At 71.8% G+C, this 20610-nt stretch carries 17 protein-coding genes and 1 pseudogene; 16 read left to right on the forward strand and 2 right to left on the reverse strand.

The features are described 5' to 3' along the window. Positions 1 to 225 precede the first annotated feature (225 nt). A complete protein-coding gene (locus AB0435_RS32310; protein WP_366428565.1) occupies positions 226 to 1137 on the reverse strand; it encodes a carbohydrate kinase in 912 nt (303 codons plus the stop codon). Positions 1138 to 1274: 137 nt separating this feature from the next. On the opposite strand from AB0435_RS32310, the gene AB0435_RS32315 reads away from it, so the two are divergent. Continuing rightward, positions 1275 to 1730, forward strand: coding sequence for a Rieske (2Fe-2S) protein (locus AB0435_RS32315; protein WP_366007538.1), 456 nt, complete (start codon positions 1275 to 1277; stop codon positions 1728 to 1730). Positions 1731 to 2052: 322 nt separating this feature from the next. On the opposite strand, the gene AB0435_RS32320 is transcribed toward AB0435_RS32315, so the two are convergent. Further along, positions 2053 to 3000, reverse strand: coding sequence for a hypothetical protein (locus tag AB0435_RS32320; protein ID WP_366007539.1), 948 nt, complete (start codon positions 2998 to 3000; stop codon positions 2053 to 2055). A gap of 230 nt (positions 3001 to 3230) precedes the next feature. On the opposite strand from AB0435_RS32320, the gene AB0435_RS32325 reads away from it, so the two are divergent. From AB0435_RS32325 to AB0435_RS32395, 15 genes and pseudogenes are all read left to right on the forward strand, one after another. Further along, positions 3231 to 3860 carry a papain-like cysteine protease family protein gene (locus AB0435_RS32325; protein ID WP_366428566.1) on the forward strand — a complete coding sequence of 210 codons (630 nt, stop codon included), beginning with the start codon at positions 3231 to 3233 and terminating at the stop codon, positions 3858 to 3860. Between the two features lie 4 nt (positions 3861 to 3864). Then, a complete protein-coding gene (locus AB0435_RS32330; protein ID WP_366007541.1) occupies positions 3865 to 4713 on the forward strand; it encodes a hypothetical protein in 849 nt (282 codons plus the stop codon). Between the two features lie 129 nt (positions 4714 to 4842). Continuing rightward, positions 4843 to 6855 (forward strand): excinuclease ABC subunit UvrC, encoded by a 2013-nt coding sequence (gene uvrC / locus AB0435_RS32335; protein WP_366007542.1) that lies wholly within the window; start codon positions 4843 to 4845, stop codon positions 6853 to 6855. Positions 6856 to 6994: 139 nt separating this feature from the next. Then, positions 6995 to 7927, forward strand: coding sequence for an RNase adapter RapZ (rapZ, locus tag AB0435_RS32340; RefSeq protein WP_366007543.1), 933 nt, complete (start codon positions 6995 to 6997; stop codon positions 7925 to 7927). Beyond that, entirely contained in the window at positions 7924 to 8976 is a 1053-nt protein-coding gene (gene yvcK, locus AB0435_RS32345) for a uridine diphosphate-N-acetylglucosamine-binding protein YvcK (RefSeq protein WP_366428567.1), read from the forward strand. Before rapZ ends, yvcK begins: the two co-directional genes overlap by 4 nt. Beyond that, entirely contained in the window at positions 8967 to 9974 is a 1008-nt protein-coding gene (gene whiA, locus AB0435_RS32350) for a DNA-binding protein WhiA (protein WP_116211143.1), read from the forward strand. The genes yvcK and whiA overlap by 10 nt, the downstream gene beginning before the upstream one ends. 145 nt (positions 9975 to 10119) lie before the next feature. Then, on the forward strand, positions 10120 to 13080 hold the full coding sequence (locus AB0435_RS32355; protein ID WP_366428568.1) for a M14 family zinc carboxypeptidase: 2961 nt from the start codon (positions 10120 to 10122) through the stop codon (positions 13078 to 13080). 121 nt (positions 13081 to 13201) lie between these two features. Then, positions 13202 to 14206, forward strand: a complete 1005-nt coding sequence (gene gap, locus AB0435_RS32360; RefSeq protein WP_366008313.1) for a type I glyceraldehyde-3-phosphate dehydrogenase — start codon at positions 13202 to 13204, stop codon at positions 14204 to 14206. 148 nt (positions 14207 to 14354) lie between these two features. Further along, positions 14355 to 15566 carry a phosphoglycerate kinase gene (locus AB0435_RS32365; protein WP_366008314.1) on the forward strand — a complete coding sequence of 404 codons (1212 nt, stop codon included), beginning with the start codon at positions 14355 to 14357 and terminating at the stop codon, positions 15564 to 15566. A gap of 6 nt (positions 15567 to 15572) precedes the next feature. After that, positions 15573 to 16349 (forward strand): triose-phosphate isomerase, encoded by a 777-nt coding sequence (gene tpiA / locus AB0435_RS32370; protein WP_366008315.1) that lies wholly within the window; start codon positions 15573 to 15575, stop codon positions 16347 to 16349. Positions 16350 to 16463: 114 nt separating this feature from the next. After that, the gene (gene secG / locus AB0435_RS32375) at positions 16464 to 16694 is read left to right on the forward strand and encodes a preprotein translocase subunit SecG (RefSeq protein WP_184730779.1); all 231 of its coding nucleotides are present in this window, start codon (positions 16464 to 16466) and stop codon (positions 16692 to 16694) included. Between the two features lie 185 nt (positions 16695 to 16879). Next, positions 16880 to 17215, forward strand: a complete 336-nt coding sequence (locus AB0435_RS32380; protein ID WP_079110552.1) for an RNA polymerase-binding protein RbpA — start codon at positions 16880 to 16882, stop codon at positions 17213 to 17215. Positions 17216 to 17325: 110 nt separating this feature from the next. After that, positions 17326 to 18597 (forward strand): MFS transporter, encoded by a 1272-nt coding sequence (locus AB0435_RS32385; RefSeq protein ID WP_366008317.1) that lies wholly within the window; start codon positions 17326 to 17328, stop codon positions 18595 to 18597. Between the two features lie 56 nt (positions 18598 to 18653). Further along, a complete protein-coding gene (gene pgi / locus AB0435_RS32390; protein WP_366428569.1) occupies positions 18654 to 20306 on the forward strand; it encodes a glucose-6-phosphate isomerase in 1653 nt (550 codons plus the stop codon). 117 nt (positions 20307 to 20423) lie between these two features. After that, a pseudogene (locus AB0435_RS32395) lies at positions 20424 to 20610 on the forward strand (hypothetical protein); the annotation flags it as partial.

The raw sequence follows: 20610 nt of genomic DNA on the forward strand, positions 1-20610 counted from the left end.
CGCTGGTTTCCCGGCCGCGGGCCGAGCGCGCCTGCGGCGGGCTTTTTCCCCAGCCCCGCCCCTTCCCGAAACTGGGGGCGAGCCCCCAGACCCCCGCAACACGCTTCGCGCGTTGTCCTCAAGCGCCGGACGGGCTGAATTGCGGACCGTAGCCATCGAATTCAGCCCGGTCGGCGATTGAGGACGCCCCCGCCGCAGCCGGCGAACCGGTCCGCAGTCGTAGCCCTACAGAGCGAGCTCCGTCGCCCACGGGGGTTCCGCTCCCGGGCGGGAGCAGGTGAGGGCCGCCGCCCGGGCGGCGAAGTGGAGGAGGGCGGGCCAGGCCACCGTGGTCAGGGCCTCTCGTGACAGTGCCCCACATGTCGCGAGCCCGTGCAGCAGCGCCGCGTTCACCGTGTCGCCCGCGCCGATCGTGTCCACGACCTCGACCGGGGGCGCCGGGGCCGTGTGCCGGAGGCCGTCCCGGGTGTGTACGGACAGGCCCGCCGCCCCATGGGTGATCACCACCGCGGCGGGTCCCTCGGCCAGCCATTCGGCGGGGGAGCCGCCCAGCCACCGGGCGTCCTCCTCGGACAGCTTCAGCAGGGTCACGTGCGGCAGCCAGCGCCGGAAGCGGGCGCGGTAGGCGTCCGCGTCGGGGATCAGGCCCGCCCGGATGTTGGGGTCGAGGAGCGTGAACACCCCGCGCTCCGCCTCCCTGCGCAGCAGCGCCTCGTAGGCGCTCGCCCCCGGCTCCAGCACCAGCGCACAGGTGCCCAGGCACAGCGCCGACACCGCCTCCGGCAGCGGCCCCGGGAGCTCGAACAGGCGGTCCGCGGTGCCCTCTGCGTAGAAGGCGTAGCCCGCGGAGCCGTCCGCCCCCACGTCGGCCACCGCGAGCGTCGTCGGCTCCGGCCCGCGCCGTACCAGCGAGACGTCGACCCCCGCCGACCGGAGACCGGTCAGCAGGGCCTCGCCGAAGCCGTCCGCCGACACCCGGGAGCAGAAGGCGGCCGGTCCGCCCAACCGCCCCAGCGCCACAGCCGTGTTGTACGGGCCTCCGCCGCGCCGCGGCAGCAACGCGGGAAGCGCCTCCCCGGAGCCGTCCGGCACCAGAGGCACCAGGTCGATCAGAGCCTCTCCGGCGACGACGATCACGAAGAGCATCCTTTCCCGGCAGGGTTCCCGCCGGGCCCAGCCTGCCACGTCGCCGACCGCCCGGAGGGGCCGCAAGCGGAATTCGCAGTGCCGGTAGGGTCGACGCGTTCTGTTCGCGACGCACCGTTGGAGCACCCATGACACCCCCCGCCGACTCCGCCGAATCCGTCGCCCCCGGCACGGACCGCCGTACCGTGCTGCGCGGCGCCGCCCTCGTGGGTGCCGCGGGGCTCGGCGTCACGGCGTGCACGGGCGGCGGTCCGGGCGGCGCGAAGGGCGCGGCCACCCCCACCGCCCCCGTGGAGCTCGGGGCCCCGGCCGACGTGCCCGTCGGAGGCGCGCGGCTCTACCGCGAGCAGCGCCTGGTCGTCTCGCAGCCCGCCAAGGGCGAGTACAAGGCGTTCAGCGCGGTGTGCACGCACGCGGGCTGTGTCGTCGACAAGATCGAGGACGGGAAGATCAGCTGCCCGTGCCACGGCAGCAAGTTCGACCCGGCCACCGGCAAGGTCCTCCAGGGCCCGGCCGGCGCACCCCTGCCCACCGTGCCGGTCAAGCTGGCCGACGGCAAGCTGATCGCGGGCCCGGAAGCCTGACGCCTGGCGGCGGGCGCGGGTTCAGGGTCGGGCTCGGCAGCTCTCGCGGCCGGGCCGCGGGCCGTCCTGTTCCGCACCACCGCTGCGCGGCGGTGTCCTCAATCGCCGGACAGGCTGATGTGGCCGGTGTGAGTGATCAAGCCTGTCAGGGCACCCTGGACGAAAGCCCGGGAAGGCGCCGCAGGGCAACGGACCTACGGCCGGGCGAGGGTCCGCCGGGTGCACCCCGCTGCCCGCCGGACGCGACCAGGCGAGGACCCGCCGGACACGGCCCGCTGCCCTCCCGACGTGGCCGGGCCGGCATTCGCCGACCGCGGCCCCCTCAGGACCAGTCCCAGGTGATCCCCAGGATCCCCGGCCGTACCCCCTGTTCCACCAGGTGCACCCCGCGGTGCCGGCCCGCCAGTGTCAGTTCCTGTTGTCCGGCGCGCGGCGCGCCGGCCGAGCTCTGGGCGAATCTGCGGCAGCGCACCGGCAGCGCCGCGCTGTCGAAGCGGACCTGGAGCACGTACTGCCCGCCCGCGAAGCTGAACCCCCGTACGTACTCGCTGCTCGGCCCGGCCGTGCCGTCCTCGAAGCCGTAGCCGAAGACGTAGGTCTCCCCGGCCCGCAGCCGGGTGTCGAAGAGCAGCTCGGCGACGAGGACGCCCGCCTTGGCGTGCCAGCGCACGCGCCCCACCCGGCAGTTCTCGGCGGCCCGCACCGCCACCTGTCCGGGGTCGCAGCCGGTGTCCCCGTGGTGGATGGCGAGGTAGCGGTCCACACCGTCCCGGTGGGCGCGGACGACGTGCTGCGAGTCGCGCTCCCGGAGCTCGCGTCCGGCGCCGATCAGGACCCGTTCCAGATGACAGACGGTGTGCAGCCCGCCGTCGGCCGGTGACTCCAGCTCCGCCAGCAGCCGCTCCAGTGCTCGTGACTCCTCGACCAGGGAGCGGTAGGAGCGGGCCGCGGGGCGTTCCGCCCCGGTGCGGGGCGACGCCGGTTCGAGCAGCCGGCTCAGGGAGTGCGGGGGCAGCTCCAGGACGTCCTCCAGCGCGCGTACCGCACGCAGCGACTCGGCCCGCTGGGGTCTGCGCGCGCCCTGCTGCCAGTAACTGAGGCTCGTCACCCCGACCCGTACGCCGCGTTGCGCGAGCCGGTGCTGCACCCGGTGCAGGGCGAGCCCGCGCACGGACAGCGCGGTGCGCAGTGCCAGGTGGAACGGCCCGGTGCGCAGGGTCTGCGCAAGCTCGTTCTCGGCCGCGTCGGCTCCTGTGCCGCTCTGTGCCATCCGCTCGCCCCTCTGTGAATATTCACCGGCGGCGGGAGCGATCCGGTTCGCCGGACCGCTGTGATCCTCTTGACCGGGCACCGGCCGTTCACATCCGGTTCGCGCTGTTCACACCGCCGGCTCACCCAGCATTGAAACCTGTTGACCGGTCACTGACAACACCCTGATGCTCCTGATCAGCGTCCGGACGCGCTCCTCCGTCTCAACCCCCCGCCTCGGGAGGAACGTCCATGTCCCGTGCATCGGCACAACAGAAAATGACCGGAAAGAGCCGTGTACGCGGCAGACGGCTGTCCGTCGCCGCGCTCGTCGCCTCCGCCCTGCTCGCCGTCCCCACCACGGCGAGTGCGGCGGCCGGCGGCGACCACCAGGGCTTCGCCGCGTCCAAGAAACTCAACATCACCATGCAGGCCCAGCAGAAGACCAATTGGTGCTGGGCGGGCTCCGGCAACACCATCGCCACCTGGTTCGGGCGCAACTACAGCCAGAACCAGTTCTGCAACGCCGCCTTCAACCGGCAGCAGGGCTCGGAGTGCCCCAACAACCAGGCCAACCTGGGCAATGTGCAGAACGCCCTCGACTGGGCGGGCATCAACTCCGGCTCGTACGTGACCGGCTGGCTGCGCTACTCGACCGTTCAGGGGGAGATCAACGCGAACCGGCCCGTCGAGACCCGCATCCAGTGGGCCTCCGGCGGTGGTCACATGCACGTCCTCTACGGGTACGACGACTCCAGCAGCTGGGTCTACTGGGGCGACCCGTGGCCGTCCAACAACCGCTACAACTGGGCCTCGCACAGCTGGTACGTCAACAACGACCAGTTCTCGTGGACCCACTCGCTCTACGGGATCGGGGCGTGAGGTCATGAGCACGCACACCAGCAGGAACGCGGCCCGTGCGGCGGCCGCCGGAGCGCTCACCGCAGCCCTCCTCGGCCTCGCCCCCCTCGCGCACGCCGACGGGAACCCGGTTCCCGCCCCCGTCGCGCCGCCCGCCGCGGGCGTCACGGCCGCGCACGACGCGGCGGCCGCCCCCGCGACGCTCGACACCCTCTCCCGCTTCTTCGCCCGCGACGGAGCCGTCGCCCAGGCGAAGGCGCGGCCGAGGATCGACGGCGCGACGGTGCCGGTCTACACGCTCGCCCCGGAGTTCGTGGCGGGCGAGAAGGACGCCCCCGTCGCCGAGCTGGAGTTCCTCGCCAGCGAGGCGGTCTCCGCCGACGGGCAGAAGGCGTCGGTGTGGACGGTGAAGTCCGGGGACACCTGGAAGGTCGTCAACATCGCCACCGGCGACGACGAGACGCGCTACGCCGCCGAGGGCGCGCGGAAGCTCGGCGGGGGCACCGTCTTCCGCGAGCCGCAGATCGACGCCTGGTACGTCCAGCGCGGCGACCGGGTGCTGCCGCTCGACGCCGACGCCACCCGGGCGATCGGGGCCGGCGGCACGAGCGTCGAGAACTACCGGGCGCGCGTCCACAAGGCGTACGGCGACAAGCTGCCGGGCTCCGCGTACGCCCGGCAGGGCATGGCCGGTGGCTACGCGGAGCCGGCCGCAGGGACAGCGGAGGGGACGGCAGGGGCCGGCACCGCGTCCGCGGCGCGGACCGACGCGGGTGGCACGCTGAACACGGCCGCCACCGCGACGGCCGCGGGCGCGGCCCTGGCCCTCGGCGCCTCCGCCCTGGTGGTCCGCCGCAGGCGGCGCCGCGGCTGACCACCCGCACCAGGGGGCGGCCCCCACAACGCTCCCGCTCCGGCCCCGGCGCGCACTCGCCGGGGCCGGAGGCGTGCCCGGCCCGGCTGGGCGACGGCGTTGTCAGTGCCCGCAAGTAGGCTGTGGAACATGGCCGACCCCAGCAGCTACCGACCCAAGCCGGGACAGATCCCCGACTCGCCGGGGGTCTACAGATTCCGTGACGAGCACCGCCGCGTGATCTACGTCGGAAAGGCGAAGAGCCTGCGCCAGCGGCTCTCCTCGTACTTCCAGGATCTCGCCGGTCTGCACCCGCGCACGCGCACCATGGTCACCACCGCGGCCTCCGTCGAGTGGACCGTGGTCGCCACCGAGGTCGAGGCGCTCCAGCTCGAGTATTCCTGGATCAAGGAGTACGACCCGCGCTTCAACGTCAAATACCGCGACGACAAGAGCTACCCCTCCCTCGCCGTCACCCTGGGCGAGGAGTTCCCGCGCGTGCAGGTCATGCGCGGCCCCAAGAAGAAGGGCGTGCGCTACTTCGGCCCGTACGCCCACGCCTGGGCGATCCGCGAGACCGTCGACCTGATGCTGCGTGTCTTTCCCGTACGCACCTGCTCCGCCGGGGTGTTCAAGCGCTCCGCCCAGATCGGCCGCCCCTGCCTCCTCGGCTACATCGGCAAGTGCTCCGCCCCGTGCGTCGGCCGCGTCACCCCCGAGGAGCACCGCGAACTGGCCGAGGAGTTCTGCGACTTCATGGCCGGCCGTACCGGCGCGTACATCCGCCGTTTGGAACAGCAGATGCACGATGCCGCCGAGGAGATGGAATACGAGAAGGCGGCCAGGCTCCGCGACGACATAGAAGCGCTCCGCCGCGCCATGGAGAAGAACGCGGTGGTGCTCGCCGACGCCACCGACGCCGACCTGATCGCCGTCGCGGAGGACGAGCTGGAGGCCGCCGTCCAGATCTTCCACGTGCGCGGCGGCCGGGTGCGCGGCCAGCGCGGCTGGGTGACCGACAAGGTCGAGGCCGTCGACACCGCGGGCCTGGTCGAGCACGCGCTCCAGCAGCTCTACGGCGAGGAGAAGGGCGACGCGGTCCCCAAGGAGGTCCTCGTCCCCGCCCTGCCCGACCCGGTGGAGCCCGTCGCCCAGTGGCTCACCGAGCGCCGCGGCTCCCGGGTCGACCTGCGCATCCCGCAGCGCGGCGACAAGAAGGACCTGATGGCCACGGTCCAGCGCAACGCCGCACAGGCCCTCGCGCTGCACAAGACCAAGCGCGCCTCCGACCTCACCACCCGCTCCCGCGCCCTGGAGGAGATCGCGGAGGCCCTCGGGCTGGACTCGGCGCCGCTGCGCATCGAGTGCTTCGACATCTCCCACCTCCAGGGGCAGGACGTGGTGGCGTCCATGGTCGTCTTCGAGGACGGCCTCGCCCGCAAGAGCGAGTACCGCCGCTTCCAGATCACGGGCCGGGTCGGGGACACCCAGGTCTGGCACGGCGAGGGCCAGGACGACGTCCGCTCCATGCACGAGGTCGTCGCCCGCCGCTTCCGCCGCTATCTGCGGGAGCAGCAGAAGGCGGGGGAGTGGTCCGAGGCGAACGCCGTCGAGGACAGCGAGGACGGGCCCGTCCACGCCGAGGACGACCGGCCCAAGCGCTTCGCCTATCCGCCGCAGCTCGTCGTGGTCGACGGCGGACAGCCGCAGGTCGCCGCCGCCCGGCGGGCCCTGGACGACCTCGGCATCAGCGACGTGGCCGTCTGCGGCCTCGCCAAGCGCCTCGAAGAGGTCTGGCTGCCCGACGACGACGATCCCGTCGTCCTGCCGCGCACCAGCGAGGGCCTCTATCTCCTCCAGCGCGTCCGGGACGAGGCGCACCGTTTCGCCATCTCCTACCAGCGCGGCAAGCGCTCCAAGAGCATGAAGGCCGGACCGCTGGACGCCGTCCCCGGCCTCGGGGACACCCGCAAGCGGGCGCTGATCAAGCACTTCGGCTCGGTGAAGCGGCTGCGGGCCGCGACCGTCGAGCAGATCTGCGAGACGCCCGGCATCGGCCGCAAGACGGCCGAGACGATCGCCGCCGCACTCGCCGCGACAACGCCGTCGGCCCCTGCCGTCAACACCGCGACAGGCGAGATCATGGACGATGCGGAGGAATGATGGACGTGTACGCCCACGGCCTCGGCCGGCGGTGCACGCCCGGACGGCGAGCGCCGTCCGGGGCACGGACACTGGAAGACCGCAGTATGGAAGACGGAGCCGCGCCCCGCGGCACCGTCCGCAGAACGGGGGTAGCAGCATGACCGGGACCGAGCGAGACGGAGCACAGGTGAGTACGGGCACGACGGCGGACGCGGCCGGTGAGGCGGCGGGCATCCCCGAACTGGTGATCATCTCCGGCATGTCGGGGGCGGGCCGCAGCACCGCCGCCAAGTGCCTGGAGGACCTCGGCTGGTTCGTCGTGGACAACCTGCCGCCCGCCCTGATCCCCACCATGGTGGACCTCGGCGCCCGCTCGCAGGGCAACGTGGCCCGGATCGCCGTGGTCGTGGACGTCCGCGGCCGCCGCTTCTTCGACAACCTCCGGGAGTCCCTCGCGGACCTCGCGGCCAAGAAGGTCAAGCGCCGGGTGATCTTCCTGGAGGCGTCCGACGACGCCCTGGTGCGCCGCTTCGAGTCCGTGCGCCGCCCGCACCCCCTCCAGGGCTCCGGGCGCATCGTCGACGGCATCGCCGCCGAGCGCGACCTGCTGCGCGAGCTGCGCGGCGACGCCGACCTGGTGATCGACACCTCCAGCCTCAACGTCCACGAGCTGCGCGCCAAGATGGACGCCCAGTTCGCCGGCGAGGAGGAGCCCGAGCTGCGGGCCACCGTCATGTCGTTCGGCTACAAGTACGGTCTGCCCGTCGACGCCGACCTCGTGGTGGACTGCCGCTTCCTGCCCAACCCGCACTGGGTCCCCGAGCTGCGCCCCTTCACCGGCCTCAACGAGGAGGTCTCGGGCTACGTCTTCAACCAGCCCGGCGCCAAGGAGTTCCTCGACCGCTACACCGAGCTGCTCCAGCTGATCGCCGCGGGCTACCGCCGCGAGGGCAAGCGCTATGTGACCATCGCCGTCGGCTGCACCGGCGGCAAGCACCGCTCGGTGGCGATGTCCGAGAAGCTCGCCCACCGCCTGGCCTCGGAAGGTGTCGAGACCGTGGTCGTCCACAGGGACATGGGGCGCGAGTGACCGGGCGCACGTTCCGGCTGCGCCGCGGCCGCCGGCTCGTCCCCGCCCGCGCGAGCAGGCGGGGCGGTGTCCGCGCGGCCCGCGGCGCGCAGCCCAAGGTCGTCGCCCTCGGCGGCGGCCACGGCCTGTCCGCGTCGCTGGCCGCCCTGCGCCGGATCACCGGCGACCTGACCGCCGTCGTCACCGTCGCCGACGACGGCGGCTCCAGCGGCCGGCTCCGCGACGAGCTGGGCGTGCTGCCCCCCGGCGACCTGCGCAAGGCGCTCGCCGCGCTGTGCGGTGACGACGACTGGGGCCAGACCTGGTCCCGGGTGATCAAGCACCGCTTCGCCAGCGAGGGCGACCTGCACGGACACGCCGTCGGCAATCTGCTGATCGTCGCCCTGTGGGAGCAGCTGGGCGACCATGTGCAGGCCCTGGACCTGGTCGGCAAGCTCCTCGGCGCGCACGGCAGGGTGCTGCCCATGTCGGCGGTGCCGCTGGAGCTCCAGGCGCTCGTACGGGGCCACGACCCGGCCGAGCCCGACGCGATCAGCACCGTGCGCGGCCAGGCCACCGTGGCGCTCACCCCCGGTGAGGTGCAGTCCGTGCACGTCGTGCCGGAGGACCCGCCCGCCGTGCCCGAGGCCGTGGAAGCGGTGCTCGACGCCGACTGGGTGGTCCTCGGACCGGGCTCGTGGTTCTCCTCCGTGATCCCGCATCTGCTGGTGCCCGAACTGCTCGACGCGCTCCAGCAGACCAAGGCCCGCCGGGTGCTCTCGCTGAACCTCGCGCCGCAGCCCGGCGAAACCGATGGCTTCTCCCCGCAGCGTCATTTGGAGGTTTTGGCCCGACACGCCCCTAAACTCGCCCTGGACGTGGTGCTGGCCGACGAGGCCGCCGTGCCCGACCGGCAGAGCCTCACCGACGCCGCCAAGCGTCTGGGGGCGGCGGTCGAGCTGGCGCCGGTCGCCGCGCCCGACGGCTCCCCGACACACGACCCGGAGCTGTTGGCCGCCGCGTACGACCGTATTTTTCGGATGCATGGAAGGATCGGCCCATGGCGATGACGGCAGCGGTGAAGGATGAAATCTCCCGGCTCCCCGTCACCCGGACCTGCTGCCGGAAAGCGGAGGTCTCGGCGATCCTGCGGTTCGCGGGCGGGCTGCACCTGGTCAGCGGGCGCATCGTGATCGAGGCGGAGCTGGACACGGGGATCGCGGCCCGGCGGTTGCGCAAGGACATCCTGGAGATCTTCGGGCACACCTCCGACCTGGTGGTGATGGCCCCCGGCGGGCTGCGCCGCGGCAGCCGTTACGTGGTGCGGGTGGTGGCGGGCGGTGACCAGCTGGCCCGCCAGACCGGTCTGGTCGACGGCCGCGGCCGGCCGATCCGCGGGCTGCCGCCGCAGGTCGTCTCCGGTGCCACGTGCGACGCGGAGGCCGCCTGGCGCGGCGCGTTCCTGGCCCACGGCTCGCTCACCGAGCCCGGCCGCTCGTCCTCCCTGGAGGTGACCTGCCCCGGCCCCGAGGCGGCGCTGGCGCTGGTGGGGGCGGCCCGCAGGCTCCAGATCGCGGCCAAGGCGCGCGAGGTGCGCGGCGTGGACCGGGTGGTCGTCCGGGACGGTGACGCGATCGGCGCGCTGTTGACGCGCCTGGGCGCGCACGAGTCGGTGCTCGCCTGGGAGGAGCGGCGGATGCGCCGCGAGGTGCGGGCCACGGCCAACCGCCTCGCCAATTTCGACGACGCCAACCTGCGCCGCTCGGCGCGCGCCGCGGTGGCCGCGGGCGCCCGTGTGCAGCGCGCGCTGGAGATCCTCGGCGAGGAGGTCCCCGAGCACCTCGCCGCCGCGGGCCGGCTGCGCATGGAGCACAAGCAGGCCTCCCTGGAGGAGCTGGGCGCCCTCGCCGACCCGCCGCTGACCAAGGACGCCGTCGCCGGCCGCATCCGCCGGCTGCTCGCGATGGCCGACAAGCGGGCGCAGGACCTGGGCATCCCCGGCACCGAGTCGAACCTCTCGGATCTGTCCGACCTCTCGGAGGAGCTCGCCGAGGGCATGGTCGGCTGACCTGAGGACGCCGGCCCCTGGAGCGCCGGTCCGGCTGGAGGAATCCAGCCGGACCGGCGCTCCAGGGCCTGTTGACATGACCATGAGCGCTTCATCAGCCTGACGTGCGTGCGACCCGATGTGCCGACGACAGCAAGGGGAGCTCATGAGACGCAGGGCGAGACCCATCCTGGCGGCCGCCGCACTGATGATCAGTGGGCTGGCCGCCGCACCTTTCGCACACGCGCAACCCGCCCCGGGCAGCACCGCCGACGGCGGCGCCCTCTCCGTATGGACCGCGAAGGTCACCTCCACGCAGATCCCGCTGCTGCTCGCGGCGGGCATCGACGGACACGAACTGGGCGAGCGGGTCACCGTCGGCCGCACCGAGCCGGTCGAGCTCACCCTCACCGGGACGCAAGCCGCGGACCTGCGGCGGCAGGGGGTGGACCTCACCGAGAAGCGCGTCCCCAGGAAGACCCAGGAACGGCTGAGGGCCACCGGTGACGGCGTCTTCCGCCCGTACGGCCCCAAGGGCGGCCTCGAAGAGGAGATCGTCGCCACCGCGCGGGCGCACCCCGGCCTGACCAAGGTCGTCAGCATCGGCAAGACGGTGCGCGGCCAGGACATCCTGGCCCTGAAGGTCACCAAGGATGCGGCGCGGACGCGCGACGGCGCCAAGCCGGCCGTGCTCTACATGTCCAACCAGCACGCCCGCGAGTGGATCACGCCCGAGATGACCCGCCGGCTGATGCACCGCTATCTGGACGACTACGGCAAGGACGACCGCGTCACCAAGCTGGTCGACCGCTCCGAGCTGTGGTTCCTGCTCTCCGCCAACCCCGACGGCTACGACTACACCTTCCAGAGCCCCGACACCCGCCTGTGGCGCAAGAACCTGCGGGACAACGACGGCGACGGAAAGATCACCTCCGCCGACGGCGTCGACCTCAACCGCAACTTCCCCTACAAGTGGGGCTACGACAACGAGGGTTCGTCCCCCAAGCCCACCTCCGAGACCTACCGCGGACCGTCCCCCGCCTCCGAGCCGGAGACCCGCGCCCTGGACGCCTTCGAGAAGCGCGTCCACTTCAGGTTCGCGATCAACTACCACTCCGCCGCCGAGCTGCTCCTCTACGGCGTGGGCTGGCAGGTCGCCACGCCCACCCCGGACGACGTCCTCTACAAGGCGCTCGCCGGCACCCCGGAGAAGTCCGCGATCCCCGGCTACCGCCCTCAGCTCTCCTCCGAGCTCTACACCACCAACGGCGAGGCCGACGGGCACGCGGCCAACGTCAACGGCACGATGATGTTCACCCCGGAGATGTCGACCTGCGAGACCGCGGCCAAGTCCGACCCGGACCACCGCTGGGACCCGGCCGACTGCCGCTCCTCCTTCACCTTCCCGGACGACGAGAAGCTGATCCAGCGGGAGTTCACCAAGAACCTCCCCTTCGCGCTCTCCGTCGCCGAGACCGCCGCCAACCAGGCGGGTGACGACCAGCCGGTCTCCTCCGTCGGCCTGAGCGCGCCGGACTTCACCCCCGACACCTTCACCACCTCCTACGCGCGCGGCGAGGAACAGGACGTCGCCGTCACCGCCCGCAAGAGCGTGCGCGACAAGCGCCTCAACTACCGCGTCGACGGCGGCCGCACGCACACCGCGCCGCTGGAGGCGTGGGAGGGCGGCAAGCGCTACGGCGGCCGGGACAACCTCCGCTTCGACCAGTACCGTGCCCAGGTCGAGGGCGCCGACCCCGGCTCCCGCGTCCAGGTCTGGTTCACCGGCCGTACGCGTGCGGGCAGGCCCACCGCCAGCGAGCCGTTCACGTACAGCGTGGCGCGGCGGCCCCGCGCCGACACCCTGGTGCTCGCCGACGAGGGCGGCACGGCGGCCGCCCGCGATGCCGCCGTCTACACCAAGGCCCTCGCCGACAACGGCCGCAGGGCCGCCGTCTGGGACGTCGCGCGGCAGGGCGCGCCCCACGCGCTCGGTGTGCTCGGCCACTTCAGGACCGTGGTGTGGTACTCCGGCGCGAACCGGCCGGGAGGCGAAACCCTGCTGGCCGTACGGGACTTCGTCAACGCCGGGGGCAAGGTCGTCGCCGCCGGGCAGCAGGCGGGCGGCAGCGCGCGCGTCGGCGCGGCCGACACCGACGACTTCAGTCAGTACTACCTGGGCGCGGGCGGCAGGGTCTCGTACGTCCGCCCGCCGCGCTTCGACGGCGCGGGCCGGCTCAAGGGCACCTCGGCGACCCTCGCCGACGCGCCCGGCAGCCCGCTGACCGCCGCCGGCGCGTACAGCCCGATCTCCGACGAACTGCCGCCCGCCGACTTCCCGCAGTTCCGCAGCGCGCCCGCGGGTGACTACACCGGCGTGCGTTCCCCCTTCCAGCCGTACGCGGGCACCTGGATGGCGGCCGCCCGGCACGAGGACAGCGCCTGGATGCGGCTGGCCCGCACCGTCGACCTCACCGGGGCGACCGCGGCCGACAAGCCCGCCCTCGGTCTCTGGCTCAGTCACGACACCGAGCAGGGCTACGACAACGCCGTCGTGGAGGCGCACACCGTCGGCCGCGACGACTGGACGACCCTGCCCGACGCCCGCGGCGGCACCACCGAACAGGTGCCCCTGGACTGCGCTTCCACCCTCGCGCTGCACCCCTTCCTCGCCCACTACCTCACGCTGCGTAGCAACGGCTGCGTGGGTCAGGGCACCACGGGCGGCTGGCACGCCTTCACCGGCTCGTCCGGCGGATGGCGGCAGGCCTCCTTCGACCTCAGCGCTTACGCGGGCCGGAAGGTCGAGGTCGCGCTCTCCTACGTCACCGACCCGGGCAACGGCGGACGCGGCGTCTTCGTCGACGACACCACCGTCACCGTCGGCGGTACCGCCCAGGCCACCGAGGGCTTCGAGACCTCCCTGGGGCCCTGGACCGTGCCCGGCCCGCCCGCCGGAAGCCCCGGGAACACCGGGGACTGGGCGCGCTCGCAGGAGCTCGGTCACTACTCCGCGGCCGTTGTCACCCGGGACACCGCGCTGCTGGGTTTCGGTCTCGAACACGTATCAAATGGGAAGGAGCGCGCTCGTATGCTCGGGAATGTGTTGCACGCCATTGACAGGTGACGGTCGAGGGGTCCGCCAATGTCACGTCCCTCCTTCGTTAGAGGTAGGGTCGGTGGTGGTCGGGGACATCCCATACAGCTCGCCGGCGGACAGACCGGCAAACCAACGAGGAGATCGGTTCGTGACGATCCGCGTAGGCATCAACGGCTTTGGCCGTATCGGTCGTAACTACTTCCGCGCGCTGCTGGAGCAGGGTGCGGACATCCAGATCGTCGGTGTCAACGACCTGACCGACAACGCCACCCTGGTCCACCTGCTCAAGTACGACACCATCCTGGGTCGTCTGAAGCAGGAGGTCAGCCACACCGACGACTCCATCACCGTCGGTGACATGACCTTCAAGACGATGGCCGAGCGCGACCCGGCGAACCTGCCCTGGGGCGAGCTGGGTGCCGACATCGTCATCGAGTCGACCGGCATCTTCACCAAGAAGGCCGACGCCGCCAAGCACATCGCGGCCGGCGCCAAGAAGGTCCTGATCTCCGCGCCCGCCAAGGACGAGGACATCACGATCGTGATGGGCGTCAACCAGGACAAGTACGACGCGGCCAACCACCACGTCATCTCCAACGCCTCCTGCACCACCAACTGCGTGGCGCCGATGGCCAAGGTTCTCGACGAGAACTTCGGCATCGTCAAGGGCATGATGACCACGGTCCACGCGTACACCAACGACCAGCGGATCCTGGACTTCCCGCACTCCGACCTGCGCCGTGCCCGCGCCGCCGCGGAGAACATCATCCCGACCTCGACGGGTGCCGCCAAGGCCACCGCGCTGGTCCTCCCGCAGCTGAAGGGCAAGCTGGACGGCATCGCCATGCGCGTCCCGGTCCCGACCGGCTCGGTCACCGACCTGGTCCTCGAGCTCGACCGCGAGACCAGCAAGGAAGAGATCAACGCCGCCTTCCAGAAGGCCGCCGAGGGTCAGCTCAAGGGCATCCTCGAGTACACCGAGGACGCGATCGTCTCCTCCGACATCGTGAACTGGCCGGCCTCCTGCACCTTCGACTCCTCCCTGACCATGGTCCAGGGCAACCAGGTCAAGGTCGTCGGCTGGTACGACAACGAGTGGGGCTACTCCAACCGCCTGGTCGACCTGACCGTCTTCGTCGGCGGCCAGCTCTGATCTTTGCCCGGCCGTACGGTCGCAGGCACTGAGATGTAGGGAAGGGGCTCGTAGGGCGCGATGGGGCGCCGTACGAGCCCCGTCCCATGACTGACCACAATGGAAACCCCCAGCTCCCGCTGGGAGGTGCCCCCTACCGGAGTCATTCATGAAGACGATCGACGAACTCCTGCAGGACGGTGTCGAGGGCAAGCGGGTCTTCGTCCGCGCCGACCTCAACGTGCCGCTCGACGGCACCACCATCACCGACGACGGCCGCATCCGCGCCGTCGCCCCGACGATCGCCAAGCTCGCCGCCGCGGGCGCCAAGGTGATCGTCGCCTCGCACCTGGGCCGCCCCAAGGGCGCCCCGGACCCCGCGTTCTCGCTCGCTCCCGCCGCGGAGCGGCTCGGCGAGATCCTGGGGAAGAATGTCTCGTTCGCCACCGACACGGTCGGCGACAGCGCGAAGGCCACCGTCGCCGCACTGGCGAACGGCGAGGTCACGCTGCTGGAGAACCTCCGTTTCAACGCGGGCGAGACCAGTAAGGACGACGCGGAGCGCGGCGCCTTCGCCGATGAGCTCGCGTCGCTGGCCGACCTCTACGTGGGTGACGGCTTCGGCGCGGTGCACCGCAAGCACGCCTCGGTCTTCGACCTCCCGGCGCGCCTCCCGCACGCCGCAGGCGACCTGATCGCCACCGAGGTCGGCGTCCTGAAGAAGCTGACCGAGGACGTCGCGCGCCCGTACGTCGTGGTCCTCGGCGGTGCCAAGGTCTCCGACAAGCTGGGTGTCATCGACAACCTGCTGGAGAAGGCCGACCGCATCCTCATCGGCGGCGGCATGTCCTACACCTTCCTCAAGGCCAAGGGCCACGAGGTCGGCATCTCCCTGCTCCAGGAGGACCAGATCCCGGTCTGCCTGGAGTACCTGGCGCGGGCCGAGAAGCGCGGCGTGGAGTTCGTCCTCCCCGTCGACGTCCTGGTCTCCGCCGACTTCCCGGACCTGAAGACCAAGGCTCCGGCCAACCCGGAGCTCGTCGCCTCGGACGCCATCCCCTCCGACCAGGAGGGCCTGGACATCGGCCCGAAGACGCGTGAGCTCTACGCCTCGAAGCTCGCCGACGCCGGCACCGTCTTCTGGAACGGGCCCATGGGCGTCTTCGAGCACCCCGACTACGCCAACGGCACCAAGGCCGTCGCCCAGGGCCTCCTCGACAGCGAGGCCTTCACCGTCGTGGGCGGTGGCGACTCGGCCGCCGCCGTGCGCATCCTGGGCTTCGACGAGACCGCCTTCGGCCACATCTCGACCGGCGGCGGCGCCAGCCTCGAATACCTCGAGGGCAAGACGCTCCCCGGCCTCGCCGCACTGGAGGACTGAACCACCGTGACTGAACGCACCCCGCTGATGGCGGGCAACTGGAAGATGAACCTCAACCACCTCGAGGCCATCGCGCACGTCCAGAAGCTCGCCTTCGCGCTCGCCGACAAGGACTACGACCAGACCGAGGTCGCCGTCCTGCCGCCCTTCGTGGACCTGCGCTCGGTGCAGACCCTGGTCGACGGCGACAAGCTCAAGATCAAGTACGGCGCCCAGGACCTCTCGGCCTACGACTCCGGCGCCTACACCGGCGAGATCTCCGGCGCGATGCTGGCCAAGCTCAAGTGCTCCTACGTGGCCGTCGGCCACTCCGAGCGCCGCCAGTACCACGGCGAGACCGACGAGGTCTGCAACGCCAAGGTCAAGGCCGCCTTCCGGCACGGGATCACCCCGATCCTGTGCGTCGGCGAGGGCCTGGAGGTCCGCAAGGCCGGAGCCCAGGTCGCGCACACCCTCGCGCAGGTCGACGGCGCCCTCAAGGACGTCCCGGCCGAGCAGGCCGAGAGCATCGTCATCGCCTACGAGCCCGTCTGGGCCATCGGCACCGGCGAGGTCGCCACGCCCGAGGACGCGCAGGAGGTCTGCGGTGCCATCCGCGGCCGTCTCGCCGAGCTCTACGGCCGTGAGCTGGCCGACAAGGTGCGCATCCAGTACGGCGGCTCCGTCAAGTCCGGCAACATCGCCGCGATCATGGCGCAGCCGGACGTCGACGGCGCCCTGATCGGCGGTGCCGCCCTGGACGTGGACGACTTCGTCAAGATCGTCCGGTTCCGCGACCAGTAAGCGAGCTATGACGACGGGTGCTCCCCGTCGTACCCTGTCGGGGCCGGGACCGGTGCTTATCAGCCGCCCGGCCCCTCACCGTTCCAGTCCGAGAGAGTTGGTCCAGCCGTGGTCATGGGGTTCTCGATCGCCCTCATCGTCTTCAGCCTGCTGATGATGATGCTGGTGCTCATGCACAAGGGGAAGGGCGGCGGCCTGTCCGACATGTTCGGCGGCGGCATGCAGTCCTCCGTCGGCGGCTCCTCGGTCGCCGAGCGGAATCTCGACCGGATCACCGTCGTGGTCGGTCTGCTGTGGTTCGCGTGCATTGTCGCACTCGGCCTGCTGATGAAGCTCGATAGCTGACGCACCGTCGCGGACGCGGCCTATCATTGAGGTCGCGTCTTCGCGGCCGGGTTGTAACTCCTGGCACTGGACGCGCGTTGGGCCTTACGTAGACTGGGGCGCCCGCAGCGGAGTCCGTTCGGCCGACCCCGCGGCGCAGCCGCTATTTGGCACCGTGCAGCACCATCACGCAGGGAGTTACGACCGTGGCAAGTGGCAACGCGATCCGAGGAAGTCGGGTCGGAGCGGGGCCGATGGGAGAGGCCGAGCGCGGCGAGTCCGCACCTCGCCTCCGCATCTCCTTCTGGTGCTCGAACGGGCACGAGACGCAGCCGAGCTTCGCCAGCGACGCACAGGTGCCGGACACCTGGGACTGCCCGCGCTGCGGCTTCCCGGCCGGTCAGGACCGGGACAGCCCGCCGGACCCGCCCCGCACCGAGCCCTACAAGACCCACCTCGCCTACGTCCGGGAACGGCGCAGCGACGCGGACGGCGAGGCGATCCTCGCCGAGGCGCTCGCCAAGCTCCGCGGGGAGATCTGAGCGGCACCACCGAACGGGCGGCCCGGCCGCGCACCTGAGAAGGCGCGTGTCCGGGCCGTTGTCAGTGGTCGCCGGTACGGTCTTCGACAGGTCGTCCTTCAGGGGGAGTCATGACAGCTGTCGAGGATCCGACGGTCGTACCGGTCACATCAACGGACGTGAGCCGGGCGGGAGTTCGGGGCGGGTTCGGGCGATTGTGGTCCGCGGCCGTGGTGTCGCGCTTCGGCGACGCGCTGCGCGGTGCCGCGCTCCCGCTGCTCGCCGTCTCCCTCACGGATTCACCGCTGCTCGTCTCGCTGGTGACGGCGAGCGGCTTCCTGCCCTGGCTGCTCTTCGGGCTGCTCGGCGGCGCGCTCGCCGACCGCGTCGACCAGCGGCGGGCGATGTGGACGGTCGACGTGCTCCGCGGCGCGCTGGTGGCCGCCTTCGCGGCCGCCGTCGCCCTCGGGCACGCCACGATCGGGCTCCTGATCGTGCTCGCCTTCCTCCTCACCACCCTCCAGACCCTCTTCGACAACGCCGCCACCGCCCTGCTGCCCGCCGTGGTGCCCCCGGCCGGGCTCGGCCGGGCCAACGCCAGGCTGATGACCGGACAGCAGATCGCCGGGACGTTCCTGGGCGCGCCCCTGGTCCCGGTGCTGCTCGCCGTGGGCGCCGCGATGCCCTTCGCGGCCGACGCCGCCACCTATCTCCTGGCGGCCGCCCTCGTGGCGACCTTGCGGATACCGGCGCCCGCACGGGAGCCGCGCCCCGCCGGGCGCACGCTCCGCCACGAGATGGCCCAGGGCCTGCGGGCGCTGTGGCGTGACGCCACGCTCCGCGCGCTGTGCATATCGACCACGCTGTGCAACGTGGCGGTCGGCGCGCTCATCGCGAGCCTGCCGCTGCTGGTCACCCGATGGCTGCACGGCGGCGACGGAGGCTACGCGGCCGTCATCGCCGCGTACGGCGTGGGCGGCGTCGCCGGAGGGCTGCTGGCGGGCCGGCTCGTCGAGCGCTTCGGGCCGGTGCGGAGCATGCTGCTGGGCGGTGCCCTTCAGACGGCCTGTCTGGCGGCGCTCGGCGCGGTGCGCGAACTGCCCGTCGCCGTCGCCGCCCTGGGCCTCTTCGGCTTCGCCGGCATGGTCTGGAACGTCACCCAGACGACGCTCATGCAGCGGCGCGCCCCGGCGGGGATGCTCGGGCGGATCAGCGCCGCCTTCCGCACCCTCGCCATCGCGGGGGCGCCCTTCGGCGCCCTGGCCGCGGGAGCGGTCGCCACCGCCTGGGGGCTGAACGCCCCCGTGCTGCCCGCCGCGGCGCTCTTCGCGCTCGCCGTCCTCGCCCTGCTGCCGGCCGTGGACCGCGCCGAAAAGGGCACGACATCTCATACCGCGCCCTGATCACATAGGTTGGGGAGTGGCGGGGCAGCTACGAGAAGAATGGGCTGATGTCCGAGATGAACGCAGAGGGCCGCAGCAGGCTCGACCAGACGCCTGAGTGGAACGCACTGGCCAAGCACCGGGAAGAGCTCGGGGAGGTGCACCTGCGACAGCTGTTCGCGGAGGATCCCCAGCGGGCCGGGCGCTTGACGCTCACCGTCGGCGATCTGCACGTCGACTACTCCAAGCACCTGGTGACCGACGAGACGCTGCGCCTGCTGCGCGAGCTGGCGGCGTCCGCAGGGGTGGCGGAGCTGCGGGACGCGATGTTCCGCGGCGACAAGATCAACACCACCGAGGGCCGCGCCGTGCTGCACACCGCGCTGCGCGCCCCCGAGTCGGCGGTGATCAAGGCCGACGGCGAGAACGTCGTCCCGGCCGTGCACGCCGTGCTGCGCAAGATGCAGGTCTTCACCGACCGGGTGCGCTCCGGTGATTGGAAGGGCCACACCGGCAAGCCCATCAAGAACGTCGTCAACATCGGCATTGGCGGCTCCGACCTCGGTCCGGCGATGGCCTACGAGGCGCTGCGGGCCTACACGGCACGCGACCTGACGTTCCGTTTCGTCTCCAATGTCGACGGCGCGGACCTGCACGAGGCCGTCCGGGACCTCGACCCGGCCGAGACGCTGTTCATCGTCGCCTCGAAGACCTTCACCACGATCGAGACGATCACCAACGCCACCTCGGCGCGCAACTGGCTGCTGACGGGGCTGCGGGCGGGCGAGGACGCCGTAGCCAAGCACTTCGTGGCGCTGTCGACGAACGAGCGGAAGGTGTCGGAGTTCGGCATCGACCCGACCAACATGTTCGAGTTCTGGGACTGGGTCGGCGGCCGCTATTCGTACGACTCGGCCATCGGGCTCTCCCTGATGCTCGCGGTCGGCCCGGACCACTTCCGGGAGATGCTCGCCGGATTCCACCTGGTCGACGAGCACTTCCGGTGCGCGCCGCCCGAGGAGAACGTCCCGCTGCTGCTGGGCCTGCTCGGCATCTGGTACGGCAACTTCCACGGCGCGCAGTCGCACGCGGTGCTTCCCTACAGCCACTACCTCTCGAAGTTCGCGGCCTATCTGCAGCAGCTCGACATGGAGTCCAACGGCAAGTCCGTCGACCGCGAGGGCAACCCCGTCAACTGGCAGACCGGGCCGGTCGTCTGGGGCACGCCGGGCACCAACGGGCAGCACGCCTATTACCAGTTGATCCACCAGGGCACGAAGCTGATCCCGGCGGACTTCATCGGCTTCGCCAAGCCGGTGGACGACCTGCTGCCGGGTCTGGTCGCCCAGCACGACCTGCTGATGGCCAATCTCTTCGCCCAGGGGCAGGCGCTGGCCTTCGGCAAGACCGCGGAGGAGGTCGCCGCGGAGGGCGTCCCGGCGGAGCTCGTCCCGCACAAGACCTTCCGGGGCAACCACCCGACGACGACGATCCTCGCGAGCGAGCTGACCCCGTCGGTGCTCGGGCAGCTGATCGCGCTCTACGAGCACAAGGTGTTCGTCCAGGGCGCGGTCTGGAACATCGACTCCTTCGACCAGTGGGGCGTCGAGCTCGGCAAGGTCCTCGCGAAGCGGGTCGAGCCTGCGCTCAGCGCAGGCTCGGATGTACCTGGATTGGACGCGTCCACGGCCGCGCTGGTCGCGCGCTATCGGGAGCTTCGGGGGCGGTAGCCGGGCGTCTGCGGGGTCGTTGCCGCCTGCGGCGGTGAACGCCCTTCGGGCGTGTCCTCAATCGCCGGACGGGCTGGTTGTGCGGACCGTGGTCCGTGAACTCAGCCCGTCCGGCGATTGAGGACACCGCGCGTCAGCGCGGTCAGGGGTCCGGGGTCTCCCCCCACGCGGCGGAGCCGCACATCAGACGCAGCCGGGAAGGGGCGGGGCTGGGCCGGCGCCACCAAGGACGCCCGCCGCCTCGCGGGCTCCACCACCGGCATCATCGCCAAGGCCGTCGCCTTCCTCGTCGACTCCGGCTTCC

Origin of the sequence: Streptomyces sp. NPDC051173 (assembly GCF_040689515.1) — a bacterium.
In the GTDB taxonomy this organism is placed as follows: domain Bacteria; phylum Actinomycetota; class Actinomycetes; order Streptomycetales; family Streptomycetaceae; genus Streptomyces.